Below are 25,679 nucleotides of genomic sequence, written 5' to 3'. Positions count from 1 at the left end.
GTTTTTAAGGATTATTTCAAAATTAGAACCAAAATCCAACACTGATAAAGGTAAATCCTTTGGTTAGTTCAGGTGACCAACTGTATTTAACTTCAACCGGTCCGATAACAGATTCTAAAGCATAACCAATAGCATAACCGTTGTAAGTTGGTTTCGAAAGCCAATTGCCGATTCGGAATAAATCATCTTCTACATTCGCAAAATTCGCTGAAAAATTGACGTGATTTTTTTTGTAAAATTCATAATCAAAAGTAATACAAGACTTGATATAACTATCGGCTGAAATACTCAAAAAGTCATAGCCATAAAAGTGTTTAAAGTTATTAATGGTATTGTAGCCATAACCGCCAAGCACAAAATCAAAGAAATGAACACTATCATTGCCAAAGACAAAACCCAAATCAGATTGTAATTTGACTGTAGCTTTGTTATAAAATGTTTTAACAACACCAATTTCTCCTTTGGCGATGGAGTAACGGTTAAATTCTTTGGTATAATCAGAAGAATATAAAAAAGATTGAATGTCACCTGAGAAAAACCAGCCTTTTTTTGGAAAAAGTTTATTGTCAAAAGAATCATATTTGGCATAGCCAAAAACACTGACATAGGAACTGTTTTCAAAGGTTGGATTGACTTCGCTTAAGTTGTCAGATCTGATTTTTAGATATTTCCATTCGACACCGGCACCAATCAGAAACTTTTGAATAAAAACTGTTTGCATGTAGGCTTGATTCGTAAAATCAGAGAAGTCCATGTTGATACTATTTAGGCCTAATGAGTTCAAAATTTCACCATCCCTAAAATCAGTTTCTACATTTCGATTGAATTGATTGAATCGTGATTTGATTCCAAAACTCCAATAAAAACCATTGTCAATATAGTAATCTAAATTGTATCGAATGTTGTCGCCAAGACCTATGTCGAGTGAAACTACATCGTTTTTAAAGAGCGATTTCTTTTGTGTGATGTTAGTTAGTAAAGCACTTTTATACAAACCATCATAATGCAATCCGAATTTTAAAAAAGTTTTGGTTGGGTTTTCTGTCAAGCTTAATTTTAACTCATCAGCGTCTTGGTAAGGCTCAATGGTATAACTTATTCTGCTGAAGTTTTGCGTGGCATTGATGTTATTAATGCCCGTTTTCAAATTGTCATAGCTGATTTTTGTTCCGTTTTTAAAACGCAATTTCCCTAAAATATAAGCTCTGGTATAATTGTCCAATTTATTAAGACTGATACTTTTGATAAATAAAGAATCTTGGTTAACGCTATGGTTGTTGAGTTTGTAGGTTTGGGTTGAATCGGCTAAGCGTTTGATTTTGTCAATCTCCAATAAGGCTGCAAGTTCTCCTTTTTTAATAATTTCTCTTCCATCATCAAAGGAAATTACGCCATAATTTGAAATATCAGGTTTGATGTAAATATCCGTAATTCTCTTTTTTTCATTCATGCTTTTAATCATGTCTAAATTCGTGATTTGAACCAAAATCCGAGTGGCATCTTTCAAAGCATCTCGATTCTTCAAATCGTCTTGAACATCAACACCAATAATAATATCGGCACCCATTTTTCTGACTTCTTCTGCCGGATAATTATTAACAACACCGCCGTCAATCAATAATTTACCGTCAATTTCTACAGGAGAAAATAGGGATGGAAAAGCCGAACTGGCCAATAAGGCTTGCGCCAAATAACCTTCTTTCAATATGACTGCTTCGCCGGTTTCAATGTCGGTGGCCACACACAGGAACGGAATGGGTAATTTGCTGAAATCGCTAACATTTCTAACATTGTGGGTCAGTTTAGACAACAAATTGTAATTGTACATTCCTTTAGAAAGCGCAATGGGAATGCCGATTTTGAATTTGTGAAAGGGTAAGGAAATAGCATACATTTCATCGTTTCGTTTTTCGTAAAAACTTTTAGATGAACGTGGTATGTAATCTTGAAGTAATTCGTCAAAATCAGTATTGTAAAAGATAGAATCTATTTGCATTGCGCTGTAGCCGGAAGCATACAAACCACCAACAACCGCACCCATACTGGTGCCGCCAATGTAATCAACTTTTACGCCGTTTTCTTCCAATACTTTCAAAACCCCAATATGGGCAAAACCTTTGGCACCGCCACCACTAAGCACCAATCCGATTTTGGGCCTTTTGGTTTTAGTAGAGTCTTGCGCCACAGCTGCTTGAAGAAAAAAGAACCCAACAAGAAGCAGTATAGTTTTTTTCATAAATGGAGACTAGGATTTGCTGATTTGGTAAAATTCGGAAATTTTTTTGGCTTTTGATGCACCAACAACCTCGGAAATTTCTTTTTCGGTGGCCAATTTCAATCTTTTAACACTTTTGAAATGTTTTATTAACGCCAACATGGTTTTTTCACCTATACCGGGAATGGTTTCTATCGTAGTTTGTAAAGCCGTTTTGCTTCTTTTATCACGATGATGCGTAATTCCAAATCGGTGTGCTTCATTTCGCAAATGCTGAATGATTTTGAGTGTTTCTGATTTTTTGTCCAAATACAAAGGCACCGAATCACCCGGATAAAACAACTCTTCCAATCTTTTGGCAATGCCAATGATGGCTATTTTTCCACGTAATCCTAAATCGTCTAAACTTTTCAATGCCGAAGACAATTGTCCTTTTCCGCCGTCAATAATGATGAGTTGTGGCAAGGGTTGATTTTCATCTAACATTCTTTTATATCTTCGGTAAACCACTTCTTCCATTGAAGCAAAGTCGTTCGGGCCTTCAACGGTTTTGATGTTAAAATGGCGGTAGTCTTTTTTACTCGGTTTGCCATCTTTAAAAACCACACAAGCCGAAACCGGATTCGTACCTTGAATGTTAGAATTGTCGAAACATTCTATGTGTCGGGGTTCTGTCGAAAGCCGTAAATCTTTTTGCATTTGTGCCATAATGCGGTTCGTATGGCGTTCCGGATCAACGATTTGGATTTGCTTTAATTGTTCCAAACGTTGGTATTTGGCGTTGCGCTGCGACAATTCTAGGATTTGCTTTTTGTCGCCAAGTTGTGGTACCGTGACTTTTATTTTATCGCCAAAATCGAGTTCGAACGGCAGGATAATTTCTTTGGTAGTCAAATGAAAGCGTTCTCTAAGCTCTACAACGGCTAGCTCTAAAAGTTCTTCATCGGTTTCGTCGAGTTTCTTTTTGAGTTCCATGGTGTGCGAACGAATAATGGCGCCATGAGAAATTTGAAGGAAATTGACATAAGCCATCGTTTCATCTGAAACTATAGAAAACACATCCACATTCGAAATTTTCGGATTTAAAATGGTCGAACGCGATTGGTAATTTTCTAAAACTTCGATTTTTTCTTTGATTTTTTGCGCGGCTTCGAATTTCATTTCGCCTGCCAATTCTTGCATGAGCTTTTTAAAATCGCGCAAACTGTCTTTGAAATTGCCTTTTAGGATTTCGCGAATGGCATCGACTTGCTTCTGATAATGTTCCAATGTTTCATAACCTTCACACGGACCTTTACAATTGCCGATATGATATTCCAAACACACTTTGTATTTGCCTGATTGGATATTAGTGTTGGATAAATCGTAATTGCATGTCCGCAACGGATACAATTCTTTAATCAAATCTAAAATCGTGTTTACGGTCTTGAAATTGGTATACGGGCCAAAATATTCCGAGCCGTCTTTCACCATTCTACGCGTTGGAAATATTCTGGAAAAAGGTTCTTTTTTGATGCAAATCCACGGATAGGTTTTGTCATCTTTGAGCAATACATTGTAGCGTGGTTGCAGTTTTTTGATGAGGTTGTTTTCCAGTAAAAGCGCATCAGCTTCAGAGGAAACGACAATGTGTTTGATTTCTACAATCTTTTTGACTAGTACATTTGTTTTGGCATTATCGTGGAGTTTGTTGAAATAAGAAGTAACTCTTTTTTTTAGATTTTTGGCTTTTCCGACATATAGAATTTTAGCATCTTTATCATAATATTGATAAACACCCGGACTGTCGGGCAAGGTCTGCAGTTGTAATTCTATAGAAGGGATTTCCATAAAAACAAAGTTAACGGAAATCTACACAAATACAAGAGTTGTAAAGCCTAACATTTATCATGTTTTTTGAGTAGATGAAGCCTTAGTTTTGACAAAATTTTTAGGTATGATATTCTGGAAGAAACTCACTAACGACCAAAGAAAAGAGCGTATTGAAAAGGCATTGCAAGGGAATGTGAATTTTTCAAAAGACATTTCTTTGGGTTATCCTGCGTCAAAATTGGACAGCAGAGTATTTAACGATGACGCACCATTTTTGAAAGATGCGCCTATTTTACAAACCTATGTGGCGAATCCGAATAATATTGGTTGCCACACTTTTGGTACTTCTGAAAAAGCTTTTAACGGAACGCATGATATAGAACGCGAAGTATTGAATGTGATTGCCGTTGATATTTTTAAGGCAGAGCCGAATGGTTTTGACGGTTACATTTCGCCCGGTGGTACCGAAGCCAATATCCAAGCCATTTGGATGTTTCGCAATTACTATGTGAATAATTTTGACGCAAAGATTCAAGAAATAGCCATAGTAGCTTCAGAAGACACTCATTATTCGATTCCGAAAGCCTCTAATTTGTTACAGCTTGATTGGCTGAAAATACCCGTTGATTTTGATACGCGTGCGATTGATAAAAAGTCATTGGAAGAAATAATTCTCAATGCCAAAAACAAAGGGAAGAAATATTTTATAGCGGTTTCAAATATGGGAACCACCATGTTTGGTTCGGTAGACAATCCGGAAGATTATACCACTGTTTTTGAAAAACACGATTTGCAGTACAAACTTCACATTGATGGCGCTTACGGCGGATTTGTTTATCCGTTTAGTAACCAGCAATCGAGCATTAATTTTAACAATCCTAAGATCAGTTCGATTACCATTGACGCGCATAAAATGTTGCAAGCGCCTTATGGAACCGGAGTTTTTATTTGCCGAAAAGGGTATATCGAAAACGTGTTAACTAAAGAAGCCGAATACGTAGAAGGCATGGATTTAACCCTTTGCGGTAGCCGAAGCGGTGCCAATGCCGTGGCGGTTTGGATGATATTGTTTACTTATGGGCCAAACGGTTGGTTTGAAAAAGTGAGTGTCTTGCAAATGCGAACACAGTTTTTGTGTAACCAATTGGACGCCATGAATATTCAATATTTCCGCGAGCCGTTTATGAATATTGTTACGATTAAAGCCGATTATATTCCTCTAAAAACAGCCGAGAAATATGATTTGGTACCACAGCAGCATGACGAAAATAATAAGTGGTACAAAATTGTGCTGATGGATCACGTAGAAGTAGAACATTTGACTACTTTTATAGAAGATTTGATGGCCACCAGTTATGTTTAAAAAAGACCTTCGCAAAAAACACAAAGCATTAAGACAAGAGCTTTCCGAAGCTCAAATAGAAGATAAAAGTTTGGCGATTGCCAATCGTTTGTTGCAATTGGATGTTTGGGATTACACTTATTTTCATCTCTTTCTAACCATTGAAGAGCAAAAGGAAGTCGATACCGAATTTATTCTGCAAATTTTGGCCGGAAAAGACAAAGAAATCGTAGTGGCCAAAAGTAATTTCGATACGCTCGAAATGACCCATTATTTGTTTACGGACAATACTAAGTTCCAAAAAAATGATTACAATATTTATGAGCCGGTTGATGGGATAGAAGTACCAATTTCAAAAATTGACGTGGTTTTTGTGCCGCTTTTGGCTTATGATGTAAAGGGAAATCGGGTAGGTTACGGGAAAGGTTTCTACGACAACTTTTTGTCAAAATGCAAAGAAGAGGTAATCAAAATAGGATTGTCGTTCTTTGAACCTGAAGAAAGTATTGAAGATGTTTCTCCAACTGATATTCGATTGGATTATTGTGTAACGCCTATGACTCTTTATAGTTTTCGATAACCGTTTTTTTGGCGAAAGCCTTTTTATTGAAAACAATCAAAATACCAACACCGGTTGAAATGGCCATATCGGCTATGTTAAAAATGGCATTGAAGAATTTGAAAGGTTGTCCGCCCCAAATGGGTAACCAATCCGGAAAATGCCCTTCAATAATTGGGAAGTAAAGCATGTCGACTACTTTACCATGAAACCAAGTGCCATAAGGTTGGTCAGCAAACATAGTTGACAAATGGCCATAGCTGTCATCAAAAATAACACCGTAGAAAACAGAATCAATAATGTTTCCCGCTGCGCCGGCAAAAATCAATGCAATAGCTACCATTAAATATCTTGAACTGTGTTTGGTACTGGCATCATACAGCCAATAACCAATTCCGAAAACCGCTAAAATTCTGAATAGCGTTAGAAATAGTTTGCCGTATTCTCCGGGAATTTTAGTTCCCCACGCCATTCCTTCGTTTTCAATCAGCAATATTTTAAACCAATTGGTAACGTCAATTTGGCCCGCTTCACCGTAAACAAAATTCGTTTTGATATAAATCTTGGTAAATTGATCAATCAATAAAATGATAGCGATGATTAAAATGGAATTGCGTAATGACATTCTTCGGGTTTTGTTCGCGCAAAAATAACAATATTATTATATAAAAAACATAATATTTTTTTAGTTATAAATCTCATTCTATACATTTTACAAATGGTAACGAAAGAATTGTTAATTTTACTGTTGGAAGCAACCAATTCTGTTTTTTTACATCCACAAGAAAACAGTAACCAATAAAACTATTGACATGAAAAAAATTTATTTACTCTCGATTGTTCTTTTTTCAATTTTTACAGTCTCATGTGACAATGATGACAATACCGAATTGGCAAAATTTGCAGTTCCTACTCTAAAATCGTTAACCCAAATTAGAGCAGATGTTTCAGTCACGGCGGCAAGACAAACCCAATCTGACGGGAAAATTTATGTAACAGAAGATTATCTTTTTTACATTGCTCAAGAATCAGGCGTTCACATTTTTAACAATACCAATCCGGCTTCACCCGTGAATATTGCCTTTATTAATTTGGATGGCGTTCACGATATCTCAGTAAAAGGGAATTATCTCTATGCTGACAATTTCGTTGATTTGTTGGTTTTTGATATTTCAAATATTCAAAACATCACTTTGGTTAGAACCATTGAAAACAGTATTGCTTTTTACCCAACTTTTCCTGAAGAGGCTGAATTTTATGACTATACCGTTAATCCGACAGGAGATGAAATCATCACTGGATTTGACATTGTAATGAGAAACAGACCGGACGGCGAATTTATAACTTTAGCAAATGATGCTTTGGCTTCCTTTGAAAGTGCTGCCGGCGGTAATGTTGGTACCGGAGGTTCTTATGCCCGTTTTCAAATTAATGGCAATGCGCTTTATACAATTGACGCTTATAAGTTGAATGTTTTCAATATAGCTGATCCGGTTAATGCTTTTTTTGACAAAGAAGTTTACATGACGCAATGGTTTGGCGGTGGTGTATTTGAAACTTTATTCATCCAAAAGGAAATTTTATTTGTTGGTTCCACTACCGGAATGTATACCGTTGATGCCGAAGATGAATTTAACCCGTTTTTTGTTTCCGGATTTTCTCATGCTACGGCTTGTGATCCGGTTGTTGTTTATGGAAATACCGCTTATATAACGGTTCGTGGCGGTTCTTCTTGTGGCGCGATTGAGGACCAAATTAACGTGATAGATGTCACTGATATTGCCGCTCCAACTTTACTTTCGACTTATTTTCTAAACGAACCTTATGGTTTAGGAATTAAGAATGGCGTTTTGTATGTGGGTTGTGGGAATAATGGTTTGAAGATTTTTAATGCCACTAATAGTGCTAATCTAACTTTGGAAAACACTTATTCGATTAATGTAAAAGATATTATTCCGTTAGACAGTCACTTGATTGTAGTTGGCGATAACCATATTGTTCAATACAATTATGGTCCGAATTTCACTTTAATACCAATAAGCGAAATAGATTTATAACATAAAAAAGCCCCGAGAAATCGGGGCTTTTTTTACTTAGTAAATTACAATCATATATTATCGTTGTAAATTTTTAGCTTCGATACTCATTGTGGCGTGAGGAACTATTTTCAAACGTTCTTTAGAGATTAATTTACCGGTCACTTTACAAACGCCGTAAGTTTTGTTTTCCACACGGAAAAGAGCGTTTTTTAAATCGCGGATAAATTTCTCCTGGCGAATGGCTAATTGAGAGTTGGCTTCTTTAGACATGGTTTCGCTTCCTTCTTCGAAGGCTTTAAACGTTGGTGATGTATCATCGGTACCGTTGTTTAAATCGTTCATATACGCGCTTTTTATCAGGTCTAAATCGGCTTTGGCTTTTTCAATTTTCGCTAAAATAATTTCTTTGAACTCGGCTAAATCAGCATCTGAGTATCTTAATTTTTCTTCTACCATAATCTTTCTTAATTATTTAGAAATTAATATTCTTGTTTTTATCTCGTCGAATTCTATCTCAGTACCATTGGAAACTTCATTGTCTAAAACTAAGGTTTCGGTTAAAGTTTCTGATTTGATATAGTTTTCGTTTTCTTGTATAGCTTTCGCTAAAATATCATTATGTTGTAATTGAACTTTAATTTTGTCGGTAACTTCAAATCCGCTGTCTTTTCTAAGGTTTTGGATTCGGTTAACCAATTCTCTGGCGATACCTTCGTTTTTCAATTCTTCGGTTAGTGTAATGTCTAGCGCAACAGTTATGCCATTTGCATTGGCGACCAACCAACCCGGAATATCTTGGGAAGAAATCTCTACGTCTTCTAAAGATAAAATTATGCTTTTTCCTGAAATAACAAGCGATAGCTCACCTTTGGCATCTAATTCGTTGATTTGTTCCGGTGTAAAACTTTGTATCTCTTTGGAAATCAATCCCATGTCTTTACCAAAACGCGGTCCGAGCGCTTTAAAATTCGGCTTAATTTGCTTTACCAAAACCCCGGATGCATCGTCTAATAATTCAATTTCTTTGACATTTACCTCGGCTTTTATCAGGTCGGAAACGGCCTCGATTTCAGCACGTTGATGCTCGTCAAGTATTGGTATCATTACCTTTTGCAAAGGTTGACGTACTTTGATCATCTCTTTTTTACGGAGCGATAAAACGAGTGATGAAACCGTCTGTGCTTTCATCATTTTACTCTCGAGTGATTTATCAACAAAGTTTTCAACCGAATTTGGAAATTTCGCCAAATGTACTGACTCAAATTCCTCTGTATGTGTTGCCTGCGTTAAATCTCTGTAAAGTTTGTCCATAAAGAACGGTGCGATGGGTGCTGACAATTTCGCTACGTTTAACAAACAAGTGTAAAGTGTTTGGTAAGCCGCAATTTTATCGGTACCGTATTCGCCTTTCCAGAATCTTCTTCGGCACAAACGAACGTACCAGTTGCTCAAATTCTCTTGAACGAAATCAGAAATTGCTCTCGCCGCTCTTGTTGGTTCATAATCGGCGTAAGCTTCGTCAACCACTTTGATTAACGTATGCAATTCGGATAAAATCCAACGGTCGATTTCCGGTCTTTCGTTTAACGGAATTTCCGCTTCTGTATATTTGAATCCGTCGATGTTGGCATACAAGCTAAAGAACGAATAGGTATTATAAAGTGTTCCGAAGAATTTACGACGCACTTCGGCCACGCCTTCGATATCAAATTTTAAGTTGTCCCACGGATTGGCATTGGCAATCATGTACCAACGCGTAGCATCCGGACCGTATTCAGCCAAAGTTGTAAATGGATCAACGGCGTTGCCCAATCGTTTGGACATTTTTTGACCGTTTTTGTCCAATACTAAACCGTTTGATACTACGTTTTTATAAGCAATTTTATCAAAAACTAAGGTTCCGATGGCGTGTAAAGTATAGAACCAACCACGCGTTTGGTCAACACCTTCGGCTATGAAATCAGCCGGAAAGTCTTTGTTTTCGTCGATTTTATCTTTGTTTTCAAATGGATAGTGCCATTGAGCATAAGGCATCGCGCCACTATCGAACCAAACGTCAATCAAATCGCTTTCGCGTTTCATGGGTTTGCCTGATGGCGAAACTAATGTGATATTGTCAACCACATTTTTGTGTAAATCTACCAAATCATAGTTTTCCTCGCTCATGTTGCCTACTTCAAAACCTTTGAAAGGATTGGTAGTTTCAACTCCGGCAGCGATAGCTTTTTCGATGGCGTTATACAGTTCTTCAACCGAACCGATAAGTACTTCTTCTTGTTTGTCTTCGGTTCTCCAGATTGGCAATGGAATTCCCCAATATCTGGAACGCGATAAATTCCAGTCGTTGGCGTTTTTCAACCAGTTTCCGAAACGACCTTCACCGGTAGCTTTTGGTTTCCAATTGATGGTGTCGTTTAAGTCGAACATTCGGTCTTTAACGTCGGTTACTTTGATGAACCAAGAATCTAACGGATAATATAATAATGGTTCGTCGGTTCTCCAACTGTGTGGATAACTATGGACGTATTTTTCTACTTTGAAAGCTTTGTTTTCTTCTTTTAATTGGATGGCAATTTCTACATCGGCAGAACGTTCCGGCGCTTCATTGGCATCGTAGTATTCATTCTTTACATATTTGCCAGATAGTTCGCCCAAACCTTGGATGAATTTTCCTTGTAAATCAACAAGCGGTACAGGATTTCCGATTTCGTCTAAAACCAGCATTGGCGGTACTTCCGGTGTGGCTTCTTTGGCTACTTTGGCATCATCGGCACCAAAAGTCGGCGCGGTGTGTACAATTCCGGTTCCGTCTTCCGTGGTAACGAAATCTCCTGAAATCACTCGGAAGGCATTTTCAGCATTTTGATACGGCAATACCAATGGCATTAATTGCTCATAGCGGATTCCGACTAAGTCAGCACCTTTGGTTTCGGTTAAAATTTGGTACGGAATTTTTTTGTCTTCGGCTTTATAATTGGCAAAATCGGCCTCGCTTTCGGCCACAAAATATTTTCCTGCGAATTGCTTTCCGACTAAATTTTTAGCCAAAATAACATTAACCGGTTCGAAAGTGTATTGGTTAAAAGTCTTCACCAAAACATATTCTATTTTTGGTCCGACAGTTAAAGCCGTGTTACTTGGCAACGTCCATGGTGTGGTCGTCCAAGCTAATATGTGAATATCGCCAAAACCTTGTAAAAAGGCCGGTAAGGTTTCGTTTTTGGTTTTGAATTGCGCTACAACTGTAGTGTCAGTTACATCGCGGTAACTTCCAGGTTGGTTGACTTCGTGTGAAGACAATCCGGTTCCGGCTTTTGGAGAATACGGTTGGATAGTGTAACCTTTGTACAATAAACCTTTGTCATAGATTTGTTTTAGCAACCACCAAACGCTTTCCATGTATTTGGATTTGTAAGTTACATACGGATCTTCCATATCGACCCAATAGCCCATTTTTTCTGTTAGGTCGTTCCATACGTCAGTATAGCGCATAACCGTGCGTTTACATGCTTCGTTGTATTCTTCGATGGAAATGGTTTTTCCGATGTCTTCTTTGGTGATGCCCAATTCTTTTTCGGTACCTAATTCAACAGGCAAACCGTGAGTGTCCCAACCGGCTTTACGCTTTACTTGGAACCCTTTTTGGGTTTTGTAACGACAAAAAATATCTTTGATGGCGCGCGCCATTACGTGGTGAATTCCGGGTAAGCCATTCGCAGACGGCGGACCTTCAAAAAACACATAGGGCGTAGCACCTTCACGTGAAGTGACACTTTGTTCAAAGACGTTATTTTTTTTCCAAAAATCAAGAACTTCCGAGGCTACGGTTGGTAGGTCAAGTCCTTTGTATTCAGTAAACTTAGTACTCATTTTTGTCGTTTTCTTAAATCAGTTTGCGAAAGTAAGGAATTTTGAGAAAAGAGAATAGAAAATAGAGAAAAGAGAATAGACTTTTGCCGAAAATTAAGAAAGACTTATGATTTTTTAAATATTTAGGCAAAAACCTCTTTTAAAACCTCCAAAGATTTTGGTTTTTTGAATCCGTCGAGATGGATGGTGTAGTAGTCGAGTAGGATTTTGAGTAAAATCTGTCGTTCAACTCCGGCGAAGACTTTTTGGTTGCTGTCAAATTTTAAGCCGATGAGTTTTTTGAACAGATGGGTTTCGTGTTCGCTAAGACAGCCGATTCCTAAAAACGGGGTAAAAAAACCATCTTTCATTTCGAAATGTTGGCCTTCAATTTCAGAAGTGTCGGGATAGAAGCCAAGGAATTTGGTTACTTCTAACATTAAAATTAAATGAAAATTGGACGTTTCTTCATGAGTGTCAAGCCAAAGCAAAGCTGATTCTAAAAAGAGAAATAAGTTTTCATTTTTTTCTTCCTCTTGAATGCTGTGATGTAGAATCTCGGAGAGAAAAATCACCATTGTACTCTTGATGATATCTGTATTTATGGTGTGATAAGCCGTTGAAAGTTTGATTTCTTTGAAATGTTCCAAAGTACCTTTGTTTTTGTGATTGGCTTCGATTTCAAGTAGTGTTAAAGGTTGAAAATAGGCAATCTTTTGGTTCGATTTTTTAGCCGAAAAAGCGCTTTGTACAAAATAGCTTTTGAGTCCATCGCTTAGGGTAAAACATTTCACTATCAAGCTTTTTTCCTGATATTTTAGAGAAGAAATGACGATGGCTTTGGTTTTGACTAACATTAGTTAATTACGAATTTAGAATTACGAATTACGAATTAATAACTCGTAATTCATAATTCGTAATTTATCTGATGATCATTACTTTTTTAACGGCGGTTTCCGATGCGTCTTCCGCAGCGATGAAAATCATATAAACACCAGACGCGACTTTATATTTGCCAAAAGCGGTTGTGTCCCATTCAACGGTTCCGCCTTCAGAAGTAGTTTCGTGAACTAAACTGCCTTCAATGTCGGTGATTTTGATATTGGCTTTTGAAATTAAGCCGGCAATTTTAACGGTTCCAACGAAGTTAGGGCGAACCGGATTTGGGTAGACATAAACGTCTTTTAAACTGTCCGCCGGTTTGGTAGAAGTGCCTTGAAATGAGACCAAGCCTTTATCTGTTGCAAAGAAAACCTCCCCGGTTTCGGCATTGATTTCAACGTCGTTGACCACATTACTAGGTAATGGTGAATTGTCTTTGGTAAAATGATGAATGGTTTCTTGTCCGTTTGGAGAAAAGAGAAAAACGCCTGAATCTGCAGTAGAAATCCATTTTTGATTGGAACCGTTTACTGCAATGTCTGTGATGAATTGTTCAAATAAAAGTTCTTGTGCCAAATCCTCTTCTAAAATAATAATAGCATTGGCTTTCATCTGGTCTGTACCGTTATAACTGCTTGTGCTTGGCAATACGCGAAGGCCTTTATTGGTTCCGATCCATAATTGATTGCGGTTGTCTATAGCAATGGCTCGAACATCTTTAGAAGGAAGATTGCCTAAATCAACCCCATCAGTGATTTTTTTAAAAATATTGGTGTTTTCGTTGAAGGCTATGACGCCGTCAAGGGAAGAAGCCATCCATTTGGTTCCGCTGTTGTCTATTACAATTTTGTTTAAATTGCTGGCGACATAATTGTCAAAAATATCATCCATATTGTAGGATTGCCATTGACCACTTGTTCTTAGTACCTTTAATCCGTTTTTAATTTTGCTATTGGTTACCCAAAGATTTCCTTGACGGTCAAATGCAGTTCCGTTGATTCGCACACTTATATTGGCACCGTCAACTAATGATTCTAATCCGCTGTTGGTTTGGTTGTATAGCGTTGTTGGGATGTCATTTTCCAGTTTTAGCAGGCCGCTATGGTAAGAGCTTGCATAAACTTGGTTTTCATTATTGGGATTGATGGCTATTTTGGATATAGATTTTGCACCTAAAACGTCACTGTAAGGAATGTTTAGCCAACCATTTTGATTGAACTTGCTGATTCCGAACTCTGTTAAGTCGAAGCCGACATACAAATAAGGGTTATATGAAATGTCATATCCGCCATAAACAGCCCACAAATTGGTAGAGCTGCTATTGATAGCAAACATGTTGTTTTTGATTGGCCCATTAGGCATTATAAATTCGAAATTGGTTGGAGAAGTTATCGATGATGACAAAAGACCATTTTCAGCAGTTCCAATGTAGATGTTTCCATTGATAACTGTTGCGCAGGTAAAGATTACTGAAGCTGTTGTGACTTGTGTACTTTGTAAATGAATAATTTGTCCCAAAGCGGTATTGAAAATAAAAACATGATTAGCTGAAGTAACTATCAAATAATTTTCGGTTGCTCTAATATCTTTACCGGCTTGTCCTATTATGCTAAATTCTTCGAAGAAAAACCCATTGAATTTATATATCCTGTTGTTTGTGTTTAACCCAATAAGTTGGTTGTTAAAGGTTGCAATTCCGTTCCAAAATCCTCCATCAAATAAAATCCATTGGGCAAAATCATTCAAGTTTGGATTGTTGATGGCTGCTTTTCGGATACCGTGAGATTGGGTAACGGCAAAAATTTCGTCATTATGTATTGTGGTTTGGTATACTTTTATTTCTTCCCCGTTAGGGCCAATAAAATAAGTGTCGCCAAATTCTAAAGTCGCCAGTTTGTATTGCACAATGCCAAAGTCACAAGAAACATAAACAATTCCGTTGTGTTCCATAAAATGGTTTATCTTTTTTATGTTGGCAGGAATGTTTTTGTTGATAATATCCACAACGTTTAACATACTTCCATCAGCATCATTGATAACAATCATCAATCCGTTTTCATATCCGACTATGGTTTTGTTGAAATTATCGCTGTGATAAATCGCTGATATGGTTTGACCTGAAAGGCCATCAATTGAATTAATCGTTTGAACATTATTTGAAATGTTGTTTTTGATAAACAAGGCATTTTCGGCAGCGACATATATTTTATTAGCAGATTCAGAGAGGTCTTTGACTTGATTATATGAAAAATAGCCTTTCCAATTTTGGTTTTGCTGTGACAAACCAATTTGGGAAAAGCAAATTAATAACCAGAATAAGCAATTTTTCATTTGAAAAGAGTTTGGCCTACAAATATACTATAAACGCAAAAATTATCGTTTTGGTATTTTTGGTAAAAAAAACGCTCTCAGTAGTGAGAGCATTTTTAAGGTTTTTTGCGGCCTGTTCAGCTAAAGCATCTAGTTGGCTAGGCTTCGGGTTGGTTGTATTCTATATTATACTATTCCTTGGGCTAACATAGCATCAGCAACTTTTACGAAACCGGCAACATTGGCGCCTTTTACATAATCTGTATAGCCATTGGCATCAGTACCATATTTTACACATGCTGCGTGAATATTAGCCATAATGTCTTTTAAGCGTTGGTCTACTTCTTCAGAAGTCCAGCTCAAACGCAAAGAGTTTTGTGACATTTCAAGACCTGAAGTCGCTACGCCACCTGCATTAGATGCTTTTCCTGGCGCGAAAAGAATTTTAGCCTTTAAAAATACTTCAATAGCTTCAGGAGTAGAAGGCATGTTAGCACCTTCAGCTACACAAATACATCCGTTGGCTACTAATGTTTTTGCTTCGTCACCATTTAATTCGTTTTGAGTAGCACATGGTAAAGCGATATCACATTTTACTTCCCATGGACGTTTTCCGGCTATGAATTTGGCATTAGGATATTTGGCAACATAATCAGAAATTCTTCCGTAGTTTACGTTTTTGATTTCCATGATGTAAGCTAATTTTTCAGCATCAATTCCGTCAGCATCTAGGATATAACCTGAAGAATCAGATGCTGTAACTACTTTTCCTCCCAATTGAGTAGCTTTTTGGATGGCATATTGTGCTACGTTTCCAGAACCAGAAACCACTACGGTTTTTCCGGTAAAACTATCACCTTTGGTAGCCAACATGTTTTGAGCGAAGTATACATCGCCATAACCTGTAGCTTCAGGACGGATTAATGAACCTCCGAAAGAAATTCCTTTTCCGGTTAAAACGCCGGTGAATTCGTTTCTTAATCTTTTGTATTGACCGAACATATAACCTACTTCTCTTCCACCAACACCGATGTCTCCCGCAGGAACGTCAGTATCAGCGCCGATATGTTTAGACAATTCCGTCATAAACGATTGACAGAATCTCATGATTTCGTTGTCTGATTTTCCTTTTGGATCAAAATCGGCACCACCTTTTCCACCGCCCATTGGCAATGTAGTTAAGCTGTTTTTGAAGGTTTGTTCAAAAGCTAAGAATTTTAGGATGCTTAAATTTACTGATGGATGAAAACGAATTCCGCCTTTGTATGGTCCGATAGCAGAGTTCATTTGGATTCTGTAACCACGGTTTACTTGAGTATTTCCGGCATCATCTGTCCAAGTTACACGGAACATGATTACTCTTTCCGGTTCAACCATTCTTTCCAAAAGCATTTTGTTTTGGTATTTTTTATTTTGTTCAATAAAAGGAATTACAGTTTCTGCAACTTCTTTTACTGCTTGCATGAATTCAGGCTCATTGCTGTTTCTTTTAGCAACCAATTCGATAAAATCGTTGATACTTTGTGACATAAAATATACTGTTAAAATTTTTTAAGAAAACGTTTTCGTAAAATCGCACAAATATACATTTTATTAAAAATATGGGTGTGATTTTTTTTAAATTCTCAGAATTTTTATGTTTATGTTAAGGAATTTTAAAGAAGATTGTAATAAATGTTGCGTTTTAAAACTTTTATTGCTTTTTTTCGTATATATGACAACAAATTTTTATTTTTTTTTATAACTGAATGATGTTTTTATATATTTGTCGAGAATTGAACTAATTAGTAATGCAAATGCCCAAAAAATTTATCATAACCACGCTACTGTTATTTGCATTTTCAAATAGCATTTTTGCTCAATTTGGTTTTTCCCACGAAATAGGCGCTATTGTTGGTCCGGTTGCTTTTCAATCTGATTATGGTGAGCGTTATAATTTTGCTACCAATGCAGGAAATACAGGATATGGAATAGGAATCATTCACTATTTAAATTTTTCTTACAAAGCGGAATGTAACTGTTACACACCGGAAACTTATTTTAATGACCACTTTAAATTGAGAAGTGAATTGTCTTATAATAAGACTGAATTGCAACATTTTGGTAAATGGGTTGATAAAAGTAGGACTTCATTATTTGCAGATCAGTTAAGGGCTATGAGAGGAAGTACTGCTGTAACTAATGTTGGAATGCAGTTGGAGTATTTTCCTTTAAGCATTAGAGATTTTTCATCTACTATTGGAGCTTGGGCGCCATTCATTAGTTTAGGAGGTCAATTTAGTTTTTATGATCCTGAGGTATATTCAACTCTCGGTCCTATGAATACTCCAATATCCACACCAATAAAATATTACAACGCTACAACCAACCAAGGAGGAACAGTTTGGTCGATAGTAGGAAGCATTGGAACCCGTTATAAACTAACAGAGCTTTCTGATTTAATGATAGATTTGCGTTGGCAGTATTATTTCTCTAATTGGGTTGATGGGGTAAATCCTGATCCGGCCGTTTACATTGAAAACAGAGCTAACGACTGGAATGTTTGGCTGAATTTTGGTTATATTTATTACTTGCAATAAAATTTACTCTTCTACCGCGTCTTTATAATCAGGATATAAAAATTTATTGTAAGGGAAACGCGTAATGTGAATTTCTCTTACCGCTTCATAAACCCTTTCTCTGAACTCTTCGAAATTTTCTTTATTAGTTGCTGAGATAAATAAGGCATTTTTTGCCCCAACAGTACTCATCCAAGTAGTTTTCCATTCATCAAGTGTATTGTGTTTGGTTGTCTTTTCAGTCATTAAATCATCTGCATCAATAACGAGGTGTTGGTAAGCATCAATTTTATTAAAAACCATTATGGTTGGTTTGTCATTGCTTTTAATGTCTTGTAAGATTTGATTAACTGAATTGATGTGTTCTTCAAAATCGGGGTGTGAAATATCGACCACGTGTAATAATAAGTCGGCTTCACGAACTTCATCAAGTGTGCTCTTGAATGATTCTACCAATTGAGTAGGCAATTTTCTGATAAATCCAACGGTATCAGACAGTAAAAAAGGCAAGTTTTTAATTACTACTTTACGAACAGTGGTGTCAAGCGTTGCAAATAGCTTATTTTCCACAAAAACTTCACTTTTGCTGATGACATTCATTAGTGTTGATTTTCCAACATTAGTATAACCAACTAAGGCTACACGTACCATAGCGCCTCGATTACTTCTTTGAACCGACATTTGTTTGTCGATGGTTTTGATTTTGTCTTTTAGTAATGCGATTCTGTCGCGAACAATCCTTCGGTCAGTTTCAATTTCCGTCTCTCCCGGACCACGTAGTCCGATACCTCCTTTTTGACGCTCTAAGTGTGTCCACATTCCTGATAAGCGTGGTAATAAGTATTGGCATTGGGCTAGTTCTACTTGTGTTCTGGCATAGGAAGTTTCTGCTCTCTGTGCAAAAATATCCAGAATTAAATTGGTTCGGTCTAATATTTTGCAGTCTAAAATTTTAGAGATGTTTTTTTGTTGAGAAGGCGATAACTCGTCGTCAAAGATTACGGTAGAGATATTATTTTCCTTGATAAAATGATTTATTTCTTCCATTTTCCCAGTTCCCAAAAAAGTTTTTGGATTAGGTCTCTCTAATTTTTGAGAAAATCGTTTGATTACTTCTCCGCCAGCAGTAAATGTTAGGAATTCTAATTCATCTAGATATTCATTTAACTTTTCTTCACTTTGATTTTGAGTGATAATTCCAACTATTACTGTTCGCTCAAAATTTATTATTTCTTTTTCTAACATTAGGTACCATTTGAAATACAAAAATAGTGATAAGATATTTAAGTTTCGTTACATTTTCTTTACCAAATCATAATGCTAAGTTCGATTATTTTGCCAAAAAAAATATAAATGTTATTTTTTTCATAATTTTTACTAAATTTGGAACTCAAAATCCAAAAAAAACTCAATAACAACTAAATTTTCATTTTATGAAGAAAATTACATTATTAATTTTGTTGACATTTTTCACTATATCCGGATATTCTCAGTTTACACCGGTAACAGTTGAAGGATTTGAGTCAACAACAGGTCCGGATGTAGGAACCAACTGGACATTAGCAACGGGGAACTGGGCTGTTTTTGATAACGGCGTAGGAACTGGACAACGATGGGGGATTAACAATACTGTTGCTGACCCACCGATTGTTTATGCAGGTACAAATGCAGCTTACATCAACAGAGAAACCATGAATATTGGAGACATCTCTGAGGATTTCTTAGCAACTCCATTAGTAAATATACCAAGTAATGGTCAATTGCGTTTCTTTACGCGTTCATTTGCGTCAGGAAATCAAGGAACTATTTACCAAATTAGAGTAGCTCCTTCTTCGGCCTCGCAAACGAATCCAGCTGCTTATACCGTAATCCAACAATGGACAGAAGCTGATTTAACAACAACTTTTAATATTTACGAAGAGAAAGTTGTCAATATTCCTGCTATCTATCACAACAATCAAATTTACATTTCCTTTGTTAAGGTTCACAATCAGCAAGTAGCTGGTGTGGCTGGTTCAGGTGATCGTTGGTTGGTTGACAATGTTAGTGTTCTTGAACAGTGTTTAGATCCAACAACATTAGCTGCCGGAGGAATTACACAGACTTCGGCTAATTTAAGTTGGGCAAATCCAAGTGGGGCTACTTCTTGGGAGATTGAAGTTTTACCGGTAGCCGGAACTCCTACAGGAGTTGGAGTTATTTACAATGGATTTTTGCCATTTGTAGCTACAGCTACTGCAACTGGAACATTATTTACGCCTAGTACGGCCTACAAATATTATGTAAGGGCAAGATGTTCTAATGGTGCCAACAGTAATTGGGTTGGTCCATTTAATTTCTCAACTACTTCACCCGGATTTAGCTGTGCTGCTCCAATAGTGATTTCTGCATTGCCCTACAATACAACAGATAATACTGCTAATTATGGCGATGCTGCCCCGTTAGAGGGTACACCTGGTGGTGCTGCTGGATGTGGTTCCGCCAATGCTTATTTGAATGGAAACGATGTAGTGTATTCTTATACTGCAGCTACAACAGGTGTTATTAATGTTACAATGACACCAACAGCAACTTTCTCCGGAATTTTTGCTTATGCTAGTTGTGCCAATATAGGTGTTAACTGTTTAGCAGGTGTTGCAAATGCCGGTACAACCGTAAGGACTTTTGATTTGCCGGTTACGGCTGGGTCAACTTATTATTTTGTGATTTCAACATGGGCTGCTCCACAAACTACAGGCTATACGCTTACAATTCAAGCTGTAAACTGTCCGCCACCAACAACTTTGGCAGTAAATAATTTAACACAGACCTCTGCAAATTTAACATGGGCTAATCCTGGAGGTGCTACTTCGTGGGAGTATGATGTTCAACCAGTGGCGGCTCCTATACCAGCAGGCGCTGGAATACAAACCAGCAGTAACACTATTAATCCAGTAATTGACTTAACAGTGAATACTGCTTATAGATTCTATGTAAGATCAGATTGTGGTAATGGTACATTTAGTGCATGGGCAGGTCCATTTGTGTTTAATACTTTATGTGCTACATTCCCTGTGCCGTTCCAAGAAGGATTTAACTCAGGTTCACCAACAGAAAGTTGCTGGACAGTATTGAATTTAAATAACGATGCGGATGCATGGGATATGAACTATGCAGTTAATCCTTTTGAAGGAAATCAAGTTGCGGCAATCAATACAGATTTTAACGCTGGAGCAAATAATGATTGGTTAATTTCTCCACAAATTGTTTTGACTGGAAACCAACGATTGAAGTTTCATTATAGAGTTCAATCTACAGGTGAACCGAATGATTTTAGAGTAATGTTATCTACTAATGGACCAACTCCGGCTGATTTCACTACTACTTTAATTCCTCTTGCTTCATATAATAACATTACTTATGTGCAAAGAATCGTGAGTTTGGCTGGGATTACAGGTCCAGTTAACATCGGATGGCATGTTCCTGCGGGAGGTTTAGATGGTTGGAGATTATATATTGATAATGTGATTATCGAAGATTTACCTACATGTCCGGAACCAACTTTGGTTAGTTCATCTAATGTATTGTCTACTTCTGCAACAATAACTTGGGTTAATGGGAATACAGAAACAGCATGGCAAGTATTGGCTTTACCTTGCGGTTCTCCAGCTCCAACAGCAGCTTCTACAGGATTTATTGATGTAACTACTGGTAGCCCTTACACTCTTACTGGATTATCTCCAACAACATGTTATGATGTATATGTAAGAGCAGTATGTGCTGGTAATGATATTAGTCCTTGGACCGGTCCTGCAACTTTCACTACTCAAGTGGCTCCACCAGCTTGTGGTGGAACTTTTACAGATCCAGGAGGACCTAATGCTAACTATCCTAATAGCGCTGATTCAACAGTAACCATTTGTCCTCCAGCAGGACAGGTAGTAACAGTAACTTTCTCCGTTTTTAATACAGAAACGAATTGGGATGCTTTGTACGTTTTTGACGGACCAAGTATTACTTCTCCTCAAATTGCCAGTACTAACGGACCTGGTTTTGTGCCTGGAGGATTAGCAGGAGGATATTGGGGAACAACTATTCCTGGTCCATTTACAGCATCAGGTATTGATGGCTGTTTGACTTTCAGATTTAGAAGTGATACATCTGTTAATAATCCTGGGTGGATTGCTAGTGTTTCATGTGCACCAGCGCCTAATTGTCCAAAGCCATCTGCCTTAACAGCTACTAATATAACAACAACATCTGCCTATTTAGGATGGACAGAAGCTAATCCTTTGGTAACTTCATGGGATATTATCATATTGCCATTAGGTTCACCGGCACCACTTCCAACTGACCCTGGGTTTTTTACAGTTTCAGCAAATCCAGCTCTAATAACCGGTTTAAATCCTGGTACACAATACACTTTTTATGTAAGATCTAATTGTCCTGATGAAGGAGAAAGTTTATTGTCAAATGGCTTTAATTTCAATACTTTATTAGCAAATGACAACTGTGATGGAGCAATTTTTGCACCGGTAAACGGATCAGCAGTTTGTCAACAAGTTACTCCGGGATCCATAGCAGGCGCAACAGCTTCTGCATTCCCAGCTATTGCACCATGTATCGGAACGGCAGATGATGATGTATGGTTTCAGTTTATTGCAACAAATCAATATTTAAATGTTGCTTTACAGAATGTTGTAGGAACAAGTACAAATTTAAATTTTGCTGTTTATTCAGGACAATGTGGTACTTTGACACAATTCTTCTGTAGTGCCGCTAATGCTTTATCGGGTGTATTGAATAACTTAACAGTAGGAAATACTTATTTTATTAGAGTTTATTCCAATGCCGCTACACCTCAATCAACAACATTTAATTTATGTATATCGACTCCATCAACTTGTCCAACAGCTTCAACGGTTTGTAGTTTGACAAACTATGCCAATACAACAGGTGTGACAAGTTTAGGGACTATTGGTTGTTTGGGAAGTTCACCAAATCCAGCTTATTTTACCATTCAAGTGGCAACTACTGGTCCGATTAATTTCTTATTAACACAATCATCAACTATTGGAGGAACACCAAATCTTGATGTGGATTATGCTGCTTGGGGACCATTTACAAGTCAAGAAGTTGCATGTAATTTTATTGGTAGTTCAGCTCCATTTGCACCACCAGGAATCGGTGTACCGGTTACACAGCAAACAGGATGTAGTTTTTCGGCTGCACCTACAGAAACGCTAAATATTGCCAATGCTGTTGCGGGACAATTTTATATAGTGTTAATTACCAACTTTTCTAATCAGGCTGGATACATTAACCTAACACAAACAAATGCAACTACTCCAGGAGCAGGAACGACAAATTGTTGTCCTGATGCTTTCTTTACTTATTCTCCTGTTTCTTATTGTAAAGTACCGGGTGCCCCTAATCCAATTGCAACAATCACAACTGGTTCTGTGGCAGGAGTATTCTCTTCAACAATAGTTCCGGGATTAGTTTTTGCTAACACTGCTACTGGTGAAGTTGATCTTCAAGCTAGTGCCCCTGGAAATTATATAATTACTAACACTGTTGCTCAAACTGCAAGTTGTGTTGAAAAAGTAAAAACATTCACAATAAACATTACTGAGCCAACGGTAGCTACTATTGCTTACTCTGAACCGTCTTATTGTAGAAGTATTACTTCACTTCAGGACGTTATATTTACTGGAGCAACAGGAGGGACTTATTCAGCAAGTCCAAATGGAGGATTATTTATCAATACCACTACTGGTGCTATTAATCCTAGTTTAAGTGCTCCAGGAATTTATACAATTACCTATTCTTTACCAGGTTCGGGTGTTTGTACTTTAAGTAATCCAACAGCGCAAGTAGAGATTATTGCTTCGCCGGTAATTGTTCAACCAGCTCCGGTTTCTGTTTGTAATTCTTATACATTACCTGCTTTAACTGTTGGGGGCTATTTTGAACAGCCAGGCGGTGTTTCTCCTTTAGATATTAGCGTTCCGATAACGAGTACACAAACAGTTTATATTTATGCCGCTAATGGTATTTGTACGGATGAAAAATCATTTACAGTAACTATAAATTCAGCTCAAGCTCCTACGCTCAATGTTACACAACCAACTTGTTCCGTTCAAACTGGAACAATTGAAGTGACATCACCAACCGGATCACCAAGTGGCTTGCCTTCTAATTTATTTATTTCAGAAGTTACCGATGCTACAACCGGAGCCTTAACTTACATTGAGATTTACAATGGAACTGGTACTGCAGTTGATTTGAGTAATTACAAATTGAGAACCTTTAACAATGGTTCGACCACTGTAACTTCTCCTTGTGATAATGTTTTATCAGGAACTTTAAATCACAACAGTACATTCGTAGTAGCTGTTGGAAGTACTACTAATCAAGGTGGTGTTGTACCAAATTTAGTTTTTGCTTCTTGTACAGGAGTTAATAATGATGATAACATTAGATTGTCTACATTAAGTAATGTTGATATAGATATTTGGGGAAGAATAGATGGGGTTTCATTTACGCCACTAAACCAACCGGGTTATACTTACAGAAGAAACAATACAGCAACTGTTCCTAGTACAACATGGAATGCTGCAGATTGGACTACAACTGATCCTGAGGATTACACTAATATTGGTAGTTATACTTTCCCGACTTCAGGATACCAATATAGTTTAGACAATGGAACATTCCAATCTAGTACAATTTTCAATAATGTTGCGCCTGGTGATCATACTGTAACAGTACTTGATTTGGCTTCAGGATGTTTGTCTTTACCGGTAACAGTTACTTTAACTATAGTGCCACAGAATCCATCAGTGACTACATTTAGTTATCCAACTACTCCTGTTTGTCAAAATGGAACAACTAATCCGGTTCCTGATACATCATCGCCAGGGTTTACCACAGGAGGGACTTTTACATCGACAACCGGTTTGGATATTGATCCAAGTACAGGTGTTATCAATTTAGCAGGGTCAACAGCAGCTACTTATGTGGTTACTTATGCTGTTGTAGATGATCCGTTGACTTGTACTCAAGCAGGAAGTTCTACATTTACCATTGTTATTAATCCTGTGATTACTCCTGTTACAGGATTCACTTATACAACACCGGTTTGTAAAAATGGAACAGATCCAACGCCTATATTGGCAACCGGATTTACTACAAATGGTACTTTCTCTTCAACTGCTGGCTTAGATATTAATCCGTCAACAGGTGTAATTAATTTAGCTAATTCAACAGCTGGGACTTATACGGTAACTTACATTGTAAATCCAAACACAAGTCCAACAGTTTGTCAAATATTGGGAGCTTCAACATTTGAAATTACAATTAACCCTGTAATTACTCCTGTTACTACCTTTAGTTATACATCACCTGTTTGTAATACTGATGCTAATCTTACTCCTATTACTGGTGTTGGTTTTACTTCTGGAGGAGTCTATTCTTCAACAGCTGGACTAAATATCAACGGAACAACAGGTGAAATTACACTTCCAAGTACGCCAGGAACTTATACGGTAACTTACTCAATAGGTGCTGATGCACCAACTTGTCGAGTGGCTAGTTCAAGTACGGCTCAAGTTGTAATTGCTGCACCGGTTCAAATTGGTTTAACAGGTAACTGTGAAGGCGTTAACTTTGTTTTAACCGCAACACCTGTTGAAAATCAGGGTCAAGTTACTTACTTATGGGAAAACAGTTCAGGTGCAAATGTAGGAACTACACAAAATATTGTAGTTACACAGCCGGACACTTATACGGTTACGGTTACTTCTAATGGATGTCCAAATTCTAGTTCTATTGTGGTAGATGCCATAACTTGTGTAATACAAAAGGGTATCTCCGCTAACAATGATGGATTAAATGATTCATTTGACTTAAGAGGATTCAATGTTAAGAATCTATCGATTTTCAACAGATATGGAATGAAAGTATATAGCAAAGGCAATTATACTGATCAGTGGAAAGGACAATCTGATGGTGGTGATGAACTTCCTGATGGAACCTATTATTTCGTTATTGAAAGAGATAATGGTGAAACAAGAACAGGTTGGATTTATATCAACAGAGCACAATAGGACAAACAAAATTTGCATTCAAA

General features: G+C 37.3%; 14 protein-coding genes. 5 read left to right on the top strand and 9 right to left on the bottom strand.

Features of this window, described 5'->3' with window-relative positions; genetic code table 11:
• Window positions 1–22 precede the first annotated feature (22 nt).
• The gene (locus ACK4R1_RS01000) at window positions 23–2,236 is read right to left on the bottom strand and encodes a patatin-like phospholipase family protein (protein ID WP_409682385.1); all 2,214 of its coding nucleotides are present in this window, start codon (window positions 2,234–2,236) and stop codon (window positions 23–25) included.
• A 9-nt stretch (window positions 2,237–2,245) separates the two neighbouring features.
• Window positions 2,246–4,045, bottom strand: coding sequence for an excinuclease ABC subunit UvrC (gene uvrC, locus ACK4R1_RS00995; protein ID WP_409682382.1), 1,800 nt, complete (start codon window positions 4,043–4,045; stop codon window positions 2,246–2,248).
• Window positions 4,046–4,151: 106 nt separating this feature from the next.
• Here uvrC and ACK4R1_RS00990 point away from each other — a divergent pair, with 106 nt between their 5' ends.
• On the top strand, window positions 4,152–5,390 hold the full coding sequence (locus ACK4R1_RS00990; protein ID WP_409682379.1) for a pyridoxal-dependent decarboxylase: 1,239 nt from the start codon (window positions 4,152–4,154) through the stop codon (window positions 5,388–5,390).
• A complete protein-coding gene (locus ACK4R1_RS00985) occupies window positions 5,383–5,949 on the top strand; it encodes a 5-formyltetrahydrofolate cyclo-ligase (RefSeq protein ID WP_409682376.1) in 567 nt (188 codons plus the stop codon). The genes ACK4R1_RS00990 and ACK4R1_RS00985 overlap by 8 nt, the downstream gene beginning before the upstream one ends.
• Here ACK4R1_RS00985 and ACK4R1_RS00980 read toward each other — a convergent pair.
• The gene (locus ACK4R1_RS00980) at window positions 5,924–6,553 is read right to left on the bottom strand and encodes a lipoprotein signal peptidase (protein ID WP_409682373.1); all 630 of its coding nucleotides are present in this window, start codon (window positions 6,551–6,553) and stop codon (window positions 5,924–5,926) included. The two genes, ACK4R1_RS00985 and ACK4R1_RS00980, sit on opposite strands and share 26 nt — an antisense overlap.
• A 187-nt stretch (window positions 6,554–6,740) precedes the next feature.
• Between ACK4R1_RS00980 and ACK4R1_RS00975 the strand changes: the two genes are divergently transcribed.
• Window positions 6,741–7,985, top strand: a complete 1,245-nt coding sequence (locus ACK4R1_RS00975; protein WP_409682370.1) for an LVIVD repeat-containing protein — start codon at window positions 6,741–6,743, stop codon at window positions 7,983–7,985.
• A gap of 57 nt (window positions 7,986–8,042) precedes the next feature.
• On the opposite strand, the gene ACK4R1_RS00970 is transcribed toward ACK4R1_RS00975, so the two are convergent.
• From ACK4R1_RS00970 to gdhA, 5 genes are all read right to left on the bottom strand, one after another.
• Window positions 8,043–8,423: a TraR/DksA family transcriptional regulator gene (locus ACK4R1_RS00970; protein WP_121312043.1), complete on the bottom strand. Its 381-nt coding sequence runs from the start codon at window positions 8,421–8,423 to the stop codon at window positions 8,043–8,045.
• A gap of 12 nt (window positions 8,424–8,435) precedes the next feature.
• Complete coding sequence (gene ileS / locus ACK4R1_RS00965; protein WP_409682367.1) at window positions 8,436–11,837, bottom strand: isoleucine--tRNA ligase; 3,402 nt, start codon at window positions 11,835–11,837, stop codon at window positions 8,436–8,438.
• 122 nt (window positions 11,838–11,959) lie between these two features.
• On the bottom strand, window positions 11,960–12,673 hold the full coding sequence (gene recO, locus ACK4R1_RS00960) for a DNA repair protein RecO (protein WP_409682365.1): 714 nt from the start codon (window positions 12,671–12,673) through the stop codon (window positions 11,960–11,962).
• 64 nt (window positions 12,674–12,737) lie between these two features.
• The gene (locus tag ACK4R1_RS00955; protein ID WP_409682362.1) at window positions 12,738–15,029 is read right to left on the bottom strand and encodes a two-component regulator propeller domain-containing protein; all 2,292 of its coding nucleotides are present in this window, start codon (window positions 15,027–15,029) and stop codon (window positions 12,738–12,740) included.
• Window positions 15,030–15,194: 165 nt separating this feature from the next.
• Window positions 15,195–16,538, bottom strand: a complete 1,344-nt coding sequence (gene gdhA / locus ACK4R1_RS00950; protein WP_409682359.1) for an NADP-specific glutamate dehydrogenase — start codon at window positions 16,536–16,538, stop codon at window positions 15,195–15,197.
• 266 nt (window positions 16,539–16,804) lie between these two features.
• Between gdhA and ACK4R1_RS00945 the strand changes: the two genes are divergently transcribed.
• Window positions 16,805–17,587 carry a THC0290_0291 family protein gene (locus tag ACK4R1_RS00945; protein WP_409682356.1) on the top strand — a complete coding sequence of 261 codons (783 nt, stop codon included), beginning with the start codon at window positions 16,805–16,807 and terminating at the stop codon, window positions 17,585–17,587.
• A 3-nt stretch (window positions 17,588–17,590) separates the two neighbouring features.
• On the opposite strand, the gene hflX is transcribed toward ACK4R1_RS00945, so the two are convergent.
• Window positions 17,591–18,811, bottom strand: a complete 1,221-nt coding sequence (gene hflX, locus ACK4R1_RS00940) for a GTPase HflX (RefSeq protein ID WP_409682353.1) — start codon at window positions 18,809–18,811, stop codon at window positions 17,591–17,593.
• 188 nt (window positions 18,812–18,999) lie between these two features.
• Between hflX and ACK4R1_RS00935 the strand changes: the two genes are divergently transcribed.
• Window positions 19,000–25,656 (top strand): choice-of-anchor J domain-containing protein, encoded by a 6,657-nt coding sequence (locus ACK4R1_RS00935; protein ID WP_409682350.1) that lies wholly within the window; start codon window positions 19,000–19,002, stop codon window positions 25,654–25,656.
• Window positions 25,657–25,679 lie beyond the last annotated feature (23 nt).

Source organism: Flavobacterium sp., assembly GCF_046293665.1.
Lineage (GTDB): Bacteria > Bacteroidota > Bacteroidia > Flavobacteriales > Flavobacteriaceae > Flavobacterium.
Note: the sequence above shows the minus strand (reverse complement) of the source record. Positions and strands in the feature narration are given on the sequence as shown.